We start from the raw sequence: 17,483 nt of genomic DNA on the forward strand, positions 1-17,483 counted from the left end.
CAACAATCGACCCATGAAGTTACATAACTACCAGACGCCACTAGAAGTTTTTCGGGGTTGTTCGAATTAAACTTGTAATCTGCCATTTATAAAACATATTTTATTTTTATCTCTTTTTAATTTTGAAAAAAATATAAAATTTCAAATAACAATATTACCGTAACTTAGATTAAATTAGAAATAAAGTTTCTTAATTAAAATCCAATAGATTAACTTTTCTTCCTATTTAGACTCATGATAATTATAAATTAATCAGTTTCATTACCACATCGTATCAATTTTCATTCATATATTATTCCAATAGGAAATCACGAACTTTCAAAGCAAATTATTAGTGCAATCCTTTTTCTGAATAAATTGAAATGACAAAGCTTGTATCAAATTAATTAGTACACGAAAGATTCTTCGCATGACAAAATATATGTATCTATATCACGACCATCTCCTAAATAATCGGAAATTTATGACATTTTGACAAATAAAAAATCGACAATGCTTTGAAAAACAATATCGATTTATTTCTAGTAGTGGTTCAAATATTATTTACCAATAGACAATTTATCTTATGAGCAATGTGACAAAAATGATTTCTATTTAGTAATCTGATACAAACAAAATAAAGGTCACAATCACAACTTTTTTTAATTTTAGGTACTACGTTGTATTGTATCCTAAAGAGCCCTTTTATCCTTACTCTTCATCATTGCTATCACTAACCGCAAAGAACGCAATCACAGCTAACACGGTGTAAATAAAGAGTGTTAGAATCCAGTGATCTAAAACGAAATCAAGCACCATCAATGCTCCAGCAAACATCAACAAGAACGGAAGAAGCCAGGATATAATCTTGTATGATGTCCAGTACATAAGATAAATGCCACCAAAAATTAAAAATACAAATCCTAGTAAGACCATCTTCTACTTTCTTTCATTCTTTGTTGCATGGGTGCCTTTGTAATTAACACTACCTGGGTCATTGCTATCATAATTATGTAATCCAATCACCACTACATATACAATGATTGATACAACGATAACCCACTTCTGCTTTTTATTGACTTTCATAGCCATCTCCCTGTTTTCTTTCTATTCTGTCTAGTTTAGCATTGATTACAGCAAACTTTTTGCTCAGCTTCTCATCTGATTCTTTCCTTTACTATGGGATAAAAAGTGATGATACCCCAAATAAATGAACTTAACTAGAAAGAACAAAAAAACTAATTGACTAGTGGTCAATAATCTAGTAAACTATTTAAGTATTGTTGACCATGGCCCCATGGTCAAGTGGTTAAGACGTCGCGTTCTCAGCGCGGAATCGAGGGTTCGACTCCCTCTGGGGCTATAAGCAAGCTATACAGTGCAAATTTGCACTGTATAGCTTTTTTCTTTTGTAAGTAGCTTTATATCAGGACCGCCAAAGCATATAAAATATAGTAAAAAAATCAGAACTCTGTCTAAATTTTGGAGCATGTATTAGAAAATTCATTTCCTATTTATCTGTATGCAGAATTCCACTCGCAGACATCCCCAAATTCAGACCACAAAAATACCAGCAATCAACCCAAAAACCGCTCCACCCCACCCGCACCCAATAACCATTCTAATCGGCTCAATACTCGCCTTCATCAGGTTCGAACTCCGAGCTAAACTGTGAGATAATGAGGATATTCGAGCAAATGCTGAATTCTGATTTTTTGCACTAACTAATAAACGTCTGCCCCCAACCTGAACCACGGCCGAGCACTCATAGTTAACGCAAACAATTAAACCTTCTTCATCCATTTTGATCATGTACGTTAGGAGCTTTATCATGATTACTCTTTCCCACCTATCAAAATCATTCGGCGGCCACCAAGCTGTTTCCGACCTCTCCTTTACCCTCCAACCAGGTGAAGTTCTCGGACTAATCGGGCAAAATGGTGCCGGTAAAACCACTACTTTTCGGATGATTTTAGACTTTATCCAGGCAGACGAGGGCACCATTTCCTGGGATAACCACCCAATCGACGATCATTTGCGTCGGAAAATCGGCTTCTTACCCGAAGAACGCGGTCTCTATCAAAAGCAAACGGTTGAAGAACAGGTCGTCTACTTGGCCCAACTGCACGGCATGGAAAAAAAGGCCGCTAAGACTGCCCTAAAAGACTGGATGGACCGCCTTCAAGTCGTTGGCGAGCCAGGTGACTTGGTGCAATCGCTGTCAAAGGGAAATGCCCAGAAAATTCAAATGATTATGGCGCTGATTTTCGAGCCCGACTTCATTATCCTCGATGAACCTTTTTCGGGCTTAGACCCCGTCAACGCGGCCATTTTTATGGAAGAAATTAAACGTCTCAAAGACCGCGGTGCGATGATTATTTTCTCATCACACAACATGGATAACGTGAGCCAAATTTCAGACCAGCTACTCATGCTCAAAAAGGGCCGAACCGTCCTCCAGGGGTCCATTCAAGCAATCCGTGAATCCTTTGGCCGGACTCGACTCTATGTTGAAACCCCTAATTTGACGCAATCAGACTACTTGGCGATGGCCGGGGTCATTCACGCTGAACCAAAGGACGGTGGCTATATGCTGACACTTGCCGATGAAGATGCCGGACGACAAATTTTTGAAACCGTAACCAAAAATGGCTATATCCCCGCCTTCTCACAACAGCCACCCACTCTGGCTGAAATCTTTAAAACGGAGGTCAGCACCAATGACTAACCCCACTCTTCTAGTTGCTAAGCATACCTATCTCACTCGCCTCAAGAAAAAGTCCTTCTGGTGGTTAATTATTTCCCCCATTCTTTTAATTGCTGTAGCAGGCGGCCTGGGCTTTGGTATTAGCTACTTTTCAAACGACCAACCGGCAAAAATAGCCCTCATTGGTCCCAATACCAGTCGTGAAGCGATTAGCCAATCAGCCAACAAACTCAATATCAAAGTCTCTTCAGTTACCGATGAGAAATCGGCCCAAAAGGCCTTGAAAAAGCAGACAATCGACGGCATCCTGACCTTAAACGGCGGTCAAGGCACATTAGTCACTCAGCCCAAAGCACCGGAGATTGACAAAGATCAATTGCAAGCAGTTTTAAGCCAGCTGTTCTTGGCAACCCAAGCGGCCGATTATGGTCTGACTGCACGGCAAACTGCGGCATTGATGACCCCCTTTAGCCTCAAGACAACGGTCCAAAACCAATCAAGCCAACAGGATGCCGATAGTAACCAAGCTGCAAAGGCAGTCATTTCAGTTGCTGTCACCATTATCGTCTTACTAATTGTTTCCACCTATGCTTCCTTAATCGGTAATGAAATTGCTAACGAGAAGTCATCACGAATTATGGAAACCCTGCTAGCGGCCTCATCAGCCCAGGCGCAATACTTTGGCAAACTCCTTGGTATTACCGGCCTCTTGGTTACCCAGTTGCTTTCCTATGTCGTCCTAGGGGTAGGTGCCAACCTCTTCGGTCAGCAAATTACGATGGTTAAGCAGGCGCTTTCCTACCTAACCGCCTTGACTCCGGCATTTTTGACTTATACATTTGTATTCATCATCGTCGCCACTGGGCTGTACCTGATCTTGGCAGCGATTGCGGCTTCGTTAGTCAACGATACTTCACAGGTTTCCCAAGCAATGGTCCCTGTGACCACCCTAGCCATGATCCCCTATGTTGTTGGACTGGCATCCGCTTCAAACGGTGGTAATAACATCGTCGTTCGAATTTTTGCTTACATCCCCTTTATATCGCAATCAACGATGCCCAGCCTCCTCGCCAACCAATACGTTAACTGGTGGCAGGCACTTCTGTCACTGACCATTTCGCTGATTGCCCTCGTGGCACTTGCTCAATACGGTCAAAAGCTCTACGCTAAGAACGTTTTGTCCTACTCAGACGAAAATATCTTAAAGCAACTCTTAGCCTCTTTCAAGCGCTCTTAAGCGGTTAAAATCAGCGTTGCAATCGACTAGCTAACAGCGCACAAAAAAGCGACCCAAGTAATCAAATTGATTACTTCGAGTCGCTTTTAATTTGCCGTCAAACTGACGTCAAACGATATTAGTAATGTTACTTAAACCAAGCGTTGACTTGAGACTTGTGCTTATTAATCCAGTCATCGGCGGCCTTTGTAGGTGTCTTACCGTTTTGAATATCAAGCATCACCGTCTGCATGTCGTCCTGTGTCCAATGGAACTTCTTCATCACCTTGTAGACATCAGGGTTCGTCTGCTTCAAGTTCTTACGAACAACCGTATTAATTGTTTCTTGTGATCCCATCGTTCCCTTTGGATCAGCCAAGTACTTCAACTTATACTTGTTGAACATCCAGTGTGGTGACCAACCAGTCAAGATAATTGGTTGCTTATCCTTGTAAGCCTTATCCAATGCTGAAACCATTGCACCAGATGATGATGCCTGCAAATTCCAACCAGAAAGGTTACCGTAAGAATCAATTGTCTTTTGTGCAGCAGCCATAACACCGGCACCAGGCTCAATACCCGTAATGGTCTTGTTTGCCTGATTTGTCAAATCAGCAATTGAGTTGACATTCATATAATCTGGAACAACCAAACCTAACTTCACACCAGTCAAATTAGGACCAAGCAAATCAACATCGTTCTTATACTTAGCGTACAAGGCCTTGTGAGTATTTGGTAACCAAGCCGAAACAGTTGCATCAGTTTGCTTGTTAGCAACTGATTGCCAGTTCACGGCGTTATCAAGTGGCGTAATTGTCACATCATAGCCGTGCTGACGCATTGCTTCAGCCAAGACGTTCGTTGAGGCAACTTCAGAATCCCATTCAACATAGCCAATGTTGACTTTCTTTCCTGAAGCTTGATGAGCAGTGATGCTGCCGGCAATACCGGAGATAGCAATCACAGCCAACATTGCCCAAGTAGCCAACTTACGCCACTTTGGCAACTTTGGTGCAGAAACAGGTTCCGTGTTCATTCGTTGAACAAAGCGGTCAATGATAATGGCCAAGATAACCAAAGCGATTCCATTAACGAATCCTGAACCAACGTCGGCGTGTTGAACGGCTGACAAGACACCACGACCAAGTCCTGGTGCACCAATCATCGAAGCCGTCACAACCATTGACAAGGCCAACATAATAGTTTGCTTAGCACCGGCGATAATGGTGTTCTTTGCATTTGGCAATTCCAACTTGAACAACTTTTGCCAAGTCGTTGCCCCGAATGAGTCAGCGGCTTCGACCAAATCAGTTGGCACCTGTTGCAACCCAAGGTAAGTAAAGTTAACAACTGGTGGCAAGGCAAAGATAACGGAGGCAAAGGCCCCAGGCACGACACCGATACCAAAGAAAGCAACGGCCGGAATCAAATAAACAAAGGCGGGCATGGTCTGCATAAAGTCCAAGATGGGCTTTATGACCATGTAGGCCTTCGGCGACTTAGCTGTCCAAATCCCCAATGGAATTCCAATGACCAAAGAGACAGCCGAGGCCATCAAGACCAATGTCAGCGTCTGCATCAAATCAGACCACAATCCTTGGTTGGCAACCAAAGCCAAACCAATCAAGATAAAGAATGGTTGACCATATTTCTTAGGCGTCAACAACCATGAAATCAATGCCAAGGCGATGATGAAAATTGGCATTGGAATCGCTGTTAAGAAGTTCGTAATGCCATCCATCGTAGAGGAACCACTATTTTGAATGGCCGTAAAGAATCCAGAAAGATTCTTTGTTAACCAGTTAACCCCATCGGTTACCCAGGAGTCGATTGGGAGTTTGGCAACTGATAATAAATTAATCATTATTGTCTCCTTCCGTTTGGGCTAAAGCTTCAATCACGGCACCACGAATGATAATGCCGTGGAGCTTCTGATTTTCATCGACAACGGCCACGGGCGTGTGCGCGTCATAAATGATTGGCATAATGTCTGAAACAATCATATCAGGCGTTACGGTTGGCATCGCTGTGATCACGTCACGCAAAGTCAACTTTTCACGACGAGCATTCACAGCCGCATCAGATGTCACGTACCCGACAAATTTCCGGTTACCATCCACGGCAACCAAACCAGAAACCTCTTCTTCTGACATCCGGTGTAAGGCAACGTTTGGCCCATCAGTATCAGCGTTAACCGTCAAACCAGGAATCATGATGGATTCCGCATTCAAAACCTTTGAACGATCAACATCTTCCACAAAGTTTTCAACATAATCGTTGGCTGGGTTAGTCAAAATTTCTTCTCCAGTACCAATTTGTTGTAACTGACCATCCTTCATGATGGCAATCCGGTCACCCAAACGCAAAGCTTCGTTCAGGTCGTGGGTGATGAAGATAATGGTTTTCTTCACATTAGCCTGCAAATCCAAGAGTTCATCTTGCATTTCGTGACGAACCAATGGATCCAAGGCCGAAAAGGCTTCATCCATTAAGAGAATGTCAGGATCATTCGTTAATGCCCGTGACAAACCAACTCGCTGTTGCATCCCCCCTGAAAGCTGTGAAGGATACTGGTCCTTAAAGGACAAAAGTTTCGAATTTTCCAAGGCTTTTTCGGCACGTTCGCGCCGTTCTGCTGCTGGCACACCTTGGATTTCCAAACCAAATTCTGTGTTTTCCAGAATGGTCCGGTGTGGGAATAAGGCGAAATTCTGGAAGACCATCGACATTTTCTTCCGACGAATATCAAGCATTTCTTTCTTATTGTAATGGGTAATATTTTTCCCATCCAAAAAGATTTCCCCACTGGTTGGTTCGATCAGGCGGTTGAGCAAACGAATTAACGTTGACTTCCCAGAACCTGACAACCCCATGATGACGAAGATTTCGCCCTCATTTACATCAAGGTTAATGTCGTAAACACCAACCGTTGAACCAGTCTTTTCAAAGATTTCGTTCTTAGATTTATTTTCTTCAACCATCTTCAAAGCGGCCTTCTGGCGCTTTCCAAAAATTTTGGTTAAATGCTTAATCTGAACTTTTGGCATAAACCCTCCTATGAGTTGACTATCCTGCTCATTTAAAATAAACTAAATAAGTGACCACCGTCGTGGATTTTAGCGGTGGTCAATAGTGACCACTCTATTATCATACACTAGTGGTCACTTTTGTCAAATTAGAATATTTATTCACTAATTCTTTTAAAGGACGCCGGTTATGCCGAAAGTTAAAGAACCTCGTTATCACCAAATCGCTCAGGAAATCGCTGAGCACATCGTTAATAAACAATTTCTCGTTGGCGAAAAGCTGCATGCTCGGTCAACCTTAGCCGCAACCTTTGGCGTTTCCGCTGAAACCGCCCGCAAGGCGATTTCAGTGCTAGCCGATCTCGATATCGTCAAGCCCGTTCACGGCTCTGGCGTCGAAGTTCTTTCAAGGGAAAAGGCCCGTGAATTTCTCGATCAAGCAAAAGAAAGTCGCGACCTGCAAACCACTCACAGCGAAATTAAAGGCTTAATCGCTAAGCAAAAAGAGGACTTAGCTAATTTAGATGAGGCCTTCTCACTCATATTGGATCAAACCCAACGAGTGCGCAAAAATAATCCCATGTCACCTTACGAATTTATCCCCGAAGCCGCCTCACCGATGCTTAACCAATCAATCGGTTCTTTGAACATTTGGCAAAATACCGGAGCAACGATTATCGCCATTCTCCACGAAGACGAAATTATCTTATCACCCGGCCCCTATGCCAATATCATGCCTGGTGATACGATTTATTTCGTTGGCTCCGATAAAACGGTTGAAGCTATCCATCAATTCTTTGCTGTTTAACAGCGTATTCTTTGTAAAAATCAGCTATTAGCGCTTGAATAGCACCGCACCAATTAATCAATTAAACAAAAAAACTAGAAAACCATTCGCCTGCATGCGCGAATTTGGTTTCTAGTTTTTATTTTGTCTTACTTTAAACGGTCGTGGTAGACCTTGCTTTGTTCTTCATAGCCTGGCTTATCCAAGAGGGCAAACATGGCCGTCTTATAGGCCTCAACACCAGGTTGGTTGAATGGGTTGATGTTAAAGAGATAACCTGAAACACCCACAGCCAATTCAAAGAAGTAAATCAATTCACCCAAACCGGCTTCATCTTGACGGTCCAAGTGGACGGCCAAGTTTGGCACACCGCCATCGACGTGAGCCAAGACAACGCCAGTTGCGGCAGTCTTATTAACTTCTTCCAATGACTTTCCTTCCAAATAAAGCAAGCCATCTTCGTTATCACCAGTCTTTGGGATTGGTAAATCATGCTTTGAATGATCAATACGAACAACCGTCTCAAAGAGGTCACGACGGCCTTCTTGGATATATTGACCAAGGGAATGCAAATCAGTTGAGTAGTTTGCAGATGAAGGATAAATGCCCTTTTGGTTCTTTCCTTCTGATTCACCCATCAACTGCTTCCACCACTCTGACAAATACTGCAAAGATGGTTCCCAGTTAGCCAAGATTTCAGTTGTATAGCCCTTATCGTAGAGAATCCGGCGGTAAGCCGCATAGGCTAAGGCTGGGTTTTCATGGACATTGTCACTGCTATAAGTCTTTTCAGCTTCCGCTGCACCAGCCAAAACATTTTCAATATTGATGCCGGCAACGGCCATTGGCAACAAACCAACCGCTGATAAAACAGAGAATCGACCACCAATACCATCAGGGATAACCAACGTTTGGTACCCTTCGGCGGTTGCCTCATTCTTCAAGGCACCCTTCTTGGCATCCGTCGTGGCCACGATACGTTCTTTGGCACCTTCTTCACCATACTTAGCTACCAAACGTTGCTTAAAGAAACGAAAGGCAACGGCTGGCTCCGTCGTGGTTCCTGATTTTGAAATCACGTTCACAGAAAAATCTTGGTCACCGATTACTCGGTCCAATTCATCTAAGGCCATTGGTGACATGGCATTACCTGCAAAGTATACCTTGACTTCATCGCCCTGGACTAATTCGTTATGCCAAGGTGACTTCAAAAAGTCGATGGCCATTCGCGATCCCAAGTAAGAACCACCAATTCCAATGACCACCAAAACCTTAGAATTCTTTCTAATCGCATCCGCCGCCTGATGAATTGGTGCTAAGCTAGCTTGGTCTTGGCTCGATGCCCAGTGGAACCAATCGGTAAAATCAGCCCCCGCACCGGTCTTATTTACCAACGTCTGATGCGCAAAACGAACCTGATCCTTAATTTCATCTAATTCGTTGTCTGCAACAAAGTTCTGTAAACCATTCGAATCAAAATGGATTGCTGCCATGAAGAATACCCCTTTCTGTCCGGAAAGTAAACGCTTTCACTATTTTTATTATAGCACTCTTTACGGTAATGTTAACGCTGTGACTAAAAATTAGGCAAACTTTTTTTAAACTATTTCTTAGCTGTCGCCGTTAAAACTTGTAAAGGAATTTCCTTATCCGTGTCAGAAAGGCCAGGCAGGAAGTTCGCCTTCAACTCCGGCTTCGCATAGGTGACCACGTCGGTACTCTTGTCATCGGGACGAGATTTTAAGTCCTTCAACGATTGAATCTTCAATGACTTTTTCGGACTAGTCCAATAAGTCTTGCTTGCTGCCACCTGCACGTCAACTGATTTACTTTCCCCATCGACACCAACAGTCTTGTGGTTTGTCAGTTGCTTACCCAACGTATAGGTATACGCTTTCTTTTTGGCCAAAACCTGGTTAACCATATCAATTGTGGTTTGGAACCGTTGCTTTGTATCCGTGTAATCGGCGGCATTGTTGACAACCGTCAAGAATTCATGTCCCTGTTGGTCAACGACGTAACCAGTGAAACAAGCCCCGGCTTCTGGCGTTGAACCCGTCTTCAAACCAAGGATTTTCAACCCGTTTTCATTATCCAAGCCTTTGACAATGTTGGCAAATCCCTGACCAAAATCAGAAGTTTCCGTTACCTTGACGGTCTTGTTTTTTGTATAGGTAATCGTTGGACTAGCCGTCACCGTCTTCAAGGTTGGATCCATTGTCATGATTTTTTTGGCAATTTCTGCCACCTGCATCGCTGATGCATGGTTTGCAGCCGAATCAGATGCGGAGGTAACTTCGTTGTTGTTATAAGAGTCACCGTTTGTCAAACCGGCCCCATTATACCAGGCGGTTCCCTTTAAGTTCAGGTCACTGGCCAAAGACTCGAGGGTTTGTTGGGCTGTTTGTCCGGGCTTGGTTAAGGCTGCCGTTAAAGTCAGCGCAGCATCATTGGCGGAATTAGTAAACATTGCCCAGTACAGGTCGCGCACCGAAAGCTTATCGCCCGTCTTCATATTCAAATGCGAAATGGCATCCGCATTTTGTGCCGAAAGATCGGCATTAGCTGGCACAGTCACCAAGTCAGTCCACTTCAATTGATTGCTTTCGATGGCCTTCAAAACACCGTAAGCCACCAACATTTTACTTTCAGAGGCGATTGGTGCTTGCTTATTAGCATCCTTTTCCCCCAAAACTTGGCCGGATGTTAAATCAATCACCACGGCCGAAGTGGCATCAACATTTAAGCTTACCGGTTGGTCCTTAGTTGCCTGGATCGATGATTTAACATCATCTGGTGTCAAAAAATATAGACCAGCACCCAGCAAGGCCAGCACCAACACAAGGATGGCAATTAGGATGGCCCAAAACCGCCCCCGTTTTTTCTTTCGATTGGCGGCCTGTAACCGATACATTGGCTTTTCACTCATAACTCTATTCTTCTTTCACTTGTTTCAGCGGGAGGGTCATGACGAATGCCGTGGCCGTCTCATCTGATTCGACTTTTACGTGACCGTTATGCTGGTCAATAATGCCCTTCACGATGGCAAGGCCTAAGCCCGTACCACCAGTCTTGTTGTTACGCGATTCTTCCACTCGGTAAAAACGTTGAAAAATATGATTAGCCGAACTAGCAGGTATAGCAGGACCATCATTAATCACCCTGATTTCTACCAATCCATTCTCCTTGACCTGGCCAGTTAATTTGATAAAGCTAGCACCTTGACCATATTTCAGTGCGTTTTCAACCAAGTTGATCAAAACCCGGGCTAATTTGTCCGAGTCACCTGACATCACAATCACACGTGGGTCTAAATTAGTAGCAAAGCGCAGATGGCGATTTTCCGCCTCCATGGCATAGTTCGCTAGGACTTGATCAAAAAGGTCGCCCAGCGAAAAATCAGTAATATTCAAGCTCACCTGTGTTGTTTGTAACTTGGCAAACTCAAAGAGGTCTTCAACCAGTGTCTTCATCTGGTTGGACTTATGATAGGCCGTCTTTAAATATTTAGCCTGGTCTTCTTCTGATAAGGGCGAATTGGGCGTGACCACTAAGCCCAGGTAACCAATAATGGCCGTTAGCGGCGTCCGTAAGTCATGAGAGATGTTGGTCATCATCTCATCCTTCGACTTTTCAACGGCTAACTGCTCTTCATGAGTCAAATTGAACTCGGCGACCACACGGTCAACTAAGGCCGTTAACTGCCGTGCTTGATTGCTATAAGTCGGTAACTGCCGCTTTTCCTGGTTTTCAGGTAAATCCGACTCATCATTGCCATCCGATTTGTGATCAAGGTCAGGATGGTTGGCAAGGGTGTAGAGTCGTTTCGTCAGGTTTAGCAATAACAACCGTTCTCGACTACGCCGCCACAGATGAATCAACCAAATAATTAATAACAGTAGCCAAACAATGTAAAAAAAAGGCCAGCTTTCCCGAGCTGACCAATTCATTTTGTCTTTTAAGAGGTCAAATACCAACGCCCAGGCAAGGCCAAACGAGGTCAAGGTGGCCAAAAGTAAAGACAAAACGGTTTGCGCCAAAATTGTACTTTTTTTGACCATAATTAGCTCACTTCAATCTTGTAACCAACACCCCAGACAGTCTGGATAACCTGGTCACCATGTGTTGCTTCTTCTAATTTATCGCGCAAGTGGGAAACGTGCACCATGACCGTCTTAGCAGAAACAACAGATTCCTGTTGCCAGACGCGCTCAAAAATGTCATCAGCAGAGAAAACCCGGTTTGGATGAGAGGCCAACAGGTATAAAATTCCAAATTCTAAGGCCGTCAAATTAACCAAATCACCACTGGTTGTCTTCACCTCGTGGGAATCCTTGTTGATCACTAAAGAGGCTACCGATAACACATCCGGCTTTTGCTCCTGGACCATGTTTTGGGATCGCCGCAAAAGCGAACGAATTCGGGCCATCACTTCCAAAGGATTAAAGGGTTTTGTGACGTAGTCGTCGGCGCCGGAAATCAGTCCCTGAATCTTGTCCATATCAGAAGACTTAGCCGAGAGCATCAAAATTGGAATGTGCGTATCCTTGCGAACAGCCTTTAACACCTCTAAACCAGACATATTGGGCATCATAATGTCCAATACCATTAAAGCAACATCCGGGTTAGTATTTAACTTTGAGAGGGCTTCTTTCCCATCTTGTGCAATCACGGGTTCGTAGCCTTCGTTTTTCAAGTAAATTTCTAATAATTCAGCGATTTCTTGATCGTCGTCGACAACTAAGATTTTCATCCCTTACTCCTTTTGATTTGCCTCATCTACCCGTGCTTGCTGAGACAACTTTGAAATGGCCAAAATACCACCATGTTCCAATCCAGCATGCTTTCGGTTCAACAGATATGCCAACCAAGCCAAAGCCAAGACCAACACATTCCCAAAAAGTGGCAAACTTGGGTTAATTACTGAAGGAACAAACATGAAGGCCGTAAAGCCGGCAACCCAAAGGATGGCAACAACAATCAGCAACAACCAAGTTGGCATTTTCTTCTTAGGGTTCTTGTCCTTTGGATTAGGTACCAAACGTTGCATTGCCAGGGTATAAATAGCACCACCCCAGAATGACAGCAAGAGCATTGACACAACGCCGATTCCCTGGCTTTCGCTTGAACTCTTGCCAAAACTCATCGTAACAGCGAAAAAACCAGACAAGAACATGACCAAGACCAAAGCCGTGTCAGTGGCCAAGAATGTAAAGGAATAATCGTGGAACTTCTTAGCTAAACGACGAGGATTCAAGTACTGCTGCAAAAGTTGAGCCGGTGACCCATACATTTGTGCAGCTGTTTTCCCTGCCTTTTGGCCGACGTAAAGCTTGTCAGAAACTGTTTGCACGATTTCTTCCTTGCGTTCGTCACTTAACTTGTCAGTTTCCGCCAAGCCCTTCTTAAATCGAAAAATAAAGTCTTGGTTCTTCTTGCTTAATTGGGAATCTACTTGAGTCATCTTACTGTCTTTCGTCCTTTAAATTTATTATACGTTGAAACGGAATTCGATAATATCGCCGTCCTGAACGTCGTAATCTTTTCCTTCTGATCGCAACTTACCGGCTTCTTTAACCGCTTTAACAGAGCCGTACTCATCCAAATCAGCAAAGGCAATCGTTTCTGCTCGGATGAACCCACGCTCAAAGTCAGAATGGATAACACCGGCAGCCTGAGGTGCCTTGTAGCCAGCCTTAAAGGTCCATGCACGCGTTTCTTTACCACCAGCGGTAAAGAATGTTCGCAAGTCTAATAAGTGGTAAGCAGAGCGAATCAACTTGTTCAAACCAGGTTCCTTGACACCAGCCAATTCCAAATAATCGGCCTTTTCATCATCGTCTAGTTGTGCAATTTCTTCTTCTGCATTTGCTGACAAAGCAATCACTTCTGCTTTTTCAGAATCAGCGAAATCCTTAATTTTTTGATAGTACGGTGAGTTCGTTGGATTAGCCATGTCGTCTTCTGCGATATTGGCAACATAAAGCGTTGGCTTTGACGTCAACAAGAACAAGCTCTTCACGACCTTTTCTTCTTCTTCTGAGAAGTCAATTGTCCGGACAGCCTTACCAGCTTCCAAGACCGGCTTAATCTTTTCCAATACAGTAGCTTCGGCCTTGGCAGCCTTGTCAGATCCCTTGGCAGCACGAGCAACCTTAGCATAGCGCTTATCGACCGCTTCCAAATCAGCTAAGACCAATTCGGTATTAATAGTATCGATATCATCAAGTGGATCAACTTTGCCGTTAACGTGGATGATTTCATCGTCATCAAAGGCACGAACAACGTGAACGATGGCGTTCACTTGGCGGATGTTTTCCAAGAACTTGTTTCCAAGTCCTTCACCCTTAGATGCGCCCTTCACGATACCGGCGATGTCGGTAAATTCAAATGTTGTTGGAATAATCTTATCTGCTGGTTCAATTTCTTGAATCCGAGCTAAGCGATCATCTGGTACTTCAACAATCCCAACATTTGGTTCGATGGTGGCAAATGGGTAGTTTGCCATTTCCGCACCAGCCTTTGTGATTGCATTAAAAAGTGTTGACTTACCAACGTTAGGTAGTCCAACGATTCCAGCTGTTAAAGCCATGTCTGTTTATCCTTTCGTCTTGAACCGCGAAAATTAATCTTCTTCGGCCTTTTTTAAGACTTTTTTCAAGCGTTTTTCAAAGTTAAACCGGGTCAACATAATTGTCCGGTTACAGTTCGAACAGGTAATTTTAATATCGGCCCCAAGGCGGTTCACCACCCAAGCGTTAGTTCCGCAAGCATGGGGCTTCTTCATTTCAACTAGGTCGCCCAGACCGTATTCAATTGATTGCGCCATCTTAATCTACCTCAATTGACAAAATACTTAAGATTCGGGCCAGATCTTGTTCTGAAAGATAGGCAATTTCAATCTTTCCAGCACCCTTTGAACCGGTGTTGACCTTGACCTTCGTTCCAAATTTGTCTTCTAATCGATTTGCTAAATCCTTAGCAAACGGTGATTCAGCCTTTTTAGCAGGCTTTTGGTCACCAGCGTTGACCTTCTTGACCAGTGCTTCGACCTGACGAACATTCAACTGTTCTTTCAAAATTGTTTGAACAACCGCATTCATCTGGCCTTCTTTTTCCAAGCCAAGTAAGGCACGGGCTTGCCCCATTGAAAGCTCACCAGCTTGAACCAGGTCTTGGACCTGATTTGGTAACTTTAACAACCGCAAAGCGTTGGCAATCGTGGTCCGTTCTTTACCTAATTTTTCGGCCAGTTGAGTTTGGTTTAAATCCAGCTGGGCCATCAAGTTTGCATAAGCACGTGATTCTTCAATCGGGTCCAAGTTATCGCGTTGCAAGTTTTCAATCAACGCCAACGTTGCCATCGTGTCATCATTGGTTGCCCGAACAATCGCAGTAATTTCCTTCACCGGCAACGTCTTCGTTGCGCGGAAACGACGTTCACCAGCAATAATTTGATACTTAGCACCGCTTTGACGGACAATAATCGGCGTCAACAAGCCATTTTCTTTAATCGACTGAGCCAGCTCTTTGATGGATTCTTCATCAAAGTGCAACCGTGGTTGAAACGGATTGGCTTCAATTTGGTCTAAGGGAATCGAAATGACTTTTTCCCCAGCCTCCGGGTTGCGGCTAATTGTTTTGGAATGGGCCAAAGCTTCCTTTGAAATACCATTAGATCCAAAGAGCGAATCCATGTTTTTACCCAAGCCACCTTTTTTATTAACCATATTGCGCCATGACCTCCTTCGCAAATTCGGTATACACCCGCGCACCAAGTGACTTTGGATCAAAATCAATAATCGCCTGGCCGTATGACGGTGCTTCCGATAACCGAACTGTCCGCGGAATGACCGTATGGTAAACCCGGTCTTCAAAGTATGTTCGTACTTGTTCAGAGACCTGCTTTGCTAAATTAGTTCGGGTATCAAACATTGTCAATAAAATTCCAGCCATTTCCAAATCAGGATTCAGACCTTGGCGGACAAGTTCAATCGTATTGAGCAATTGTCCCAACCCCTCTAAGGCATAAAATTCGGTTTGGACTGGAATCAACACCGCATCTGCTGCCGTGAAAGAATTAATTGTTAAAAGCCCTAGTGAAGGCGGATTATCAATCAAAATATAGTCATATTGGTCGGCCAGCGGTGCCAGCGCATCCTTTAAACGAAATTCCCGTCGAGGAAGATCAACTAATTGCACTTCACTTTCTGACAGCTGAATGGTCGTTGGTAAAATATCGAGTGTACCCGCTTTGACAATAGCATCGTTAGCAGCAACTCCGTTAATCAAAACTTCATAAGCATCATTTTCTAATTCTGATTTGTCAACACCAACACCAGAGGTTGCATTTCCCTGTGGATCAGCATCTACTAACAAAACCTTCTTACCAGCCTTCGCCAAGGCAGCACCCAGGTTAATACTTGTCGTTGTCTTGCCAACCCCACCCTTTTGGTTGGCTAAAGCAATAATCTTTGCCATCTGCTGGCTCCTTTTTCTTTTATAATGGCTTTTTGCTAGGTGTACCCGCTTGTCTTGGATACTTCTTTGGTGTCTTTTGTACCTTATCGATCATCTGAATCATTCGTGGATCCTGATTTGGTAAAGTGAAAGTAAAGTTTTCCTTTAATTGGCCACCAAGTGTCTGTAAAGCCTTTTTTCCGGCCTTCAGTTCATCTTCGCCAGCAGAACCCTTCATCACTAAAAGTTGTCCACCGATTTTCACAAACGGTAATGTGTACTCAGCTAAAACTGCAGTTCGCGCCACTGCTCGAGCCGTCGCGTAATCAAAGCTTTCACGTATTTTTTGATCTTGTCCAAAATCTTCGGCACGACCATGCAAAACCATCACGTTTTCTAAACCAAGGTCTGCAACAACCGTTTTCAAAAAATTCACTCGCTTGTTCAAAGAATCAACCAACGTTACCTTTAAGTTTGGTAAAGCAATTTTTAAAGGAATTGCCGGGAAGCCAGCACCAGAACCAATATCAATCAAAGTTGGTTTGGCAACCCTTAAAGCCGGTTGGTAAATTGCCAATGTCAGCGAATCATAAAAATGCTTCAAATAAACCTCATCATGGTCCGTAATGGCGGTCAAATTAAATTCCTTATTTGTCTCAACCAACAAGGAAAAATAACGGTCAAACTGCTCAATTTGCTGGTCTGACAGTGTCAAACCGGCTTCTTCAAGGGTCTTTAAAAATGCTTCTTGGTCCAAAATCATCCTCCAAACCAGGTCGTATTTTACCTAGTTTACTCTTAACAAGAATACCTAAAAAACGGGGAAAATTCAAGGTTTCACCCACTTTTTGTCCAAAGAAAAAACCCGGACAAAAGTCCAGGTTTTTCGTTATGCCCTCGGTGGGAGTCGAACCCACACGGTGTTGCCACCACTGGATTTTGAGTCCAGCGCGTCTGCCAATTCCGCCACAAGGGCAATATAAAGTATAAATACTTTATTAGGGCGGTAGAAGGGGATCGAACCCTCGCATGCTGGATCCACAAACCAGTGTGTTAACCACTTCACCACTACCGCCATGGCAGGGATAGAGGGAATCGAACCCCCATCAACGGTTTTGGAGACCGCTATTCTACCATTAAACTATATCCCTAAGGTATTAACAATCAGCTATCGCCGAAATAACATGATGAGGACTTGCACCCCACAAGGTTACTCTAACTCATGTTTGGAAACAAAAAAGAGGGCGTAGCTTAATGGACGATACAGGGATCGAACCTGTGACCCCCTGCTTGTAAGGCAGGTGCTCT

General features: G+C 43.7%; 17 protein-coding genes and 4 tRNA genes. 4 read left to right on the forward strand and 17 right to left on the reverse strand.

Features of this window, described 5'->3' with window-relative positions:
* Window positions 1–690: 690 nt before the first annotated feature.
* Complete coding sequence (locus FEFB_RS08800) at window positions 691–867, reverse strand: hypothetical protein (protein ID WP_161795109.1); 177 nt, start codon at window positions 865–867, stop codon at window positions 691–693.
* Between the two features lie 51 nt (window positions 868–918).
* Window positions 919–1,065 (reverse strand): hypothetical protein, encoded by a 147-nt coding sequence (locus FEFB_RS08805; protein ID WP_161795110.1) that lies wholly within the window; start codon window positions 1,063–1,065, stop codon window positions 919–921.
* A 205-nt stretch (window positions 1,066–1,270) separates the two neighbouring features.
* Here FEFB_RS08805 and FEFB_RS06935 point away from each other — a divergent pair.
* The 3 genes from FEFB_RS06935 (at window position 1,271) to FEFB_RS06950 (ending at window position 3,923) form a co-directional block, all read left to right on the forward strand.
* Window positions 1,271–1,342: transfer RNA gene (locus tag FEFB_RS06935), tRNA-Glu, on the forward strand.
* A gap of 468 nt (window positions 1,343–1,810) precedes the next feature.
* On the forward strand, window positions 1,811–2,707 hold the full coding sequence (locus tag FEFB_RS06945) for an ABC transporter ATP-binding protein (RefSeq protein WP_047975524.1): 897 nt from the start codon (window positions 1,811–1,813) through the stop codon (window positions 2,705–2,707).
* Entirely contained in the window at window positions 2,700–3,923 is a 1,224-nt protein-coding gene (locus tag FEFB_RS06950) for an ABC transporter permease (protein WP_047975525.1), read from the forward strand. Before FEFB_RS06945 ends, FEFB_RS06950 begins: the two co-directional genes overlap by 8 nt.
* Window positions 3,924–4,050: 127 nt before the next feature.
* Here FEFB_RS06950 and FEFB_RS06955 read toward each other — a convergent pair whose 3' ends face one another.
* A complete protein-coding gene (locus tag FEFB_RS06955) occupies window positions 4,051–5,766 on the reverse strand; it encodes an ABC transporter permease/substrate binding protein (RefSeq protein WP_047975526.1) in 1,716 nt (571 codons plus the stop codon).
* Window positions 5,759–6,949 (reverse strand): glycine betaine/L-proline ABC transporter ATP-binding protein, encoded by a 1,191-nt coding sequence (locus tag FEFB_RS06960; RefSeq protein WP_047975527.1) that lies wholly within the window; start codon window positions 6,947–6,949, stop codon window positions 5,759–5,761. The genes FEFB_RS06955 and FEFB_RS06960 overlap by 8 nt, the downstream gene beginning before the upstream one ends.
* Window positions 6,950–7,118: 169 nt before the next feature.
* On the opposite strand from FEFB_RS06960, the gene FEFB_RS06965 reads away from it, so the two are divergent.
* Complete coding sequence (locus FEFB_RS06965) at window positions 7,119–7,736, forward strand: TrkA C-terminal domain-containing protein (RefSeq protein WP_047975528.1); 618 nt, start codon at window positions 7,119–7,121, stop codon at window positions 7,734–7,736.
* A 128-nt stretch (window positions 7,737–7,864) separates the two neighbouring features.
* Here FEFB_RS06965 and FEFB_RS06970 read toward each other — a convergent pair whose 3' ends face one another.
* From FEFB_RS06970 to FEFB_RS07030, 13 genes are all read right to left on the reverse strand, one after another.
* Window positions 7,865–9,208, reverse strand: a complete 1,344-nt coding sequence (locus tag FEFB_RS06970; RefSeq protein WP_047975529.1) for a glucose-6-phosphate isomerase — start codon at window positions 9,206–9,208, stop codon at window positions 7,865–7,867.
* Window positions 9,209–9,318: 110 nt separating this feature from the next.
* Window positions 9,319–10,644 (reverse strand): D-alanyl-D-alanine carboxypeptidase family protein, encoded by a 1,326-nt coding sequence (locus FEFB_RS06975; RefSeq protein ID WP_053068976.1) that lies wholly within the window; start codon window positions 10,642–10,644, stop codon window positions 9,319–9,321.
* 4 nt (window positions 10,645–10,648) lie between these two features.
* Entirely contained in the window at window positions 10,649–11,776 is a 1,128-nt protein-coding gene (locus FEFB_RS06980) for a cell wall metabolism sensor histidine kinase WalK (protein ID WP_047975530.1), read from the reverse strand.
* 2 nt (window positions 11,777–11,778) lie between these two features.
* Complete coding sequence (locus FEFB_RS06985) at window positions 11,779–12,468, reverse strand: response regulator transcription factor (protein ID WP_047975531.1); 690 nt, start codon at window positions 12,466–12,468, stop codon at window positions 11,779–11,781.
* A 3-nt stretch (window positions 12,469–12,471) separates the two neighbouring features.
* Window positions 12,472–13,179 carry a DUF1129 family protein gene (locus FEFB_RS06990; RefSeq protein WP_047975532.1) on the reverse strand — a complete coding sequence of 236 codons (708 nt, stop codon included), beginning with the start codon at window positions 13,177–13,179 and terminating at the stop codon, window positions 12,472–12,474.
* Between the two features lie 27 nt (window positions 13,180–13,206).
* Window positions 13,207–14,307: a redox-regulated ATPase YchF gene (gene ychF, locus FEFB_RS06995; protein WP_047975533.1), complete on the reverse strand. Its 1,101-nt coding sequence runs from the start codon at window positions 14,305–14,307 to the stop codon at window positions 13,207–13,209.
* A 33-nt stretch (window positions 14,308–14,340) separates the two neighbouring features.
* A complete protein-coding gene (locus tag FEFB_RS07000) occupies window positions 14,341–14,544 on the reverse strand; it encodes a DUF951 domain-containing protein (RefSeq protein WP_047975534.1) in 204 nt (67 codons plus the stop codon).
* A gap of 1 nt (window position 14,545) precedes the next feature.
* Window positions 14,546–15,445, reverse strand: coding sequence for a ParB/RepB/Spo0J family partition protein (locus FEFB_RS07005; RefSeq protein ID WP_047975535.1), 900 nt, complete (start codon window positions 15,443–15,445; stop codon window positions 14,546–14,548).
* Entirely contained in the window at window positions 15,438–16,196 is a 759-nt protein-coding gene (locus FEFB_RS07010; RefSeq protein ID WP_047975536.1) for a ParA family protein, read from the reverse strand. The genes FEFB_RS07005 and FEFB_RS07010 overlap by 8 nt, the downstream gene beginning before the upstream one ends.
* A gap of 19 nt (window positions 16,197–16,215) precedes the next feature.
* Complete coding sequence (gene rsmG, locus FEFB_RS07015; RefSeq protein WP_152666250.1) at window positions 16,216–16,932, reverse strand: 16S rRNA (guanine(527)-N(7))-methyltransferase RsmG; 717 nt, start codon at window positions 16,930–16,932, stop codon at window positions 16,216–16,218.
* Window positions 16,933–17,067: 135 nt separating this feature from the next.
* Window positions 17,068–17,151 (reverse strand) — tRNA-Leu (locus FEFB_RS07020).
* A gap of 26 nt (window positions 17,152–17,177) precedes the next feature.
* Window positions 17,178–17,250: transfer RNA gene (locus tag FEFB_RS07025), tRNA-His, on the reverse strand.
* Between the two features lie 2 nt (window positions 17,251–17,252).
* A tRNA-Trp gene (locus FEFB_RS07030) sits at window positions 17,253–17,326 on the reverse strand.
* Window positions 17,327–17,483 lie beyond the last annotated feature (157 nt).

The organism is Fructobacillus sp. EFB-N1, from assembly GCF_001038455.1.
Taxonomy (GTDB): domain Bacteria; phylum Bacillota; class Bacilli; order Lactobacillales; family Lactobacillaceae; genus Fructobacillus; species Fructobacillus cardui.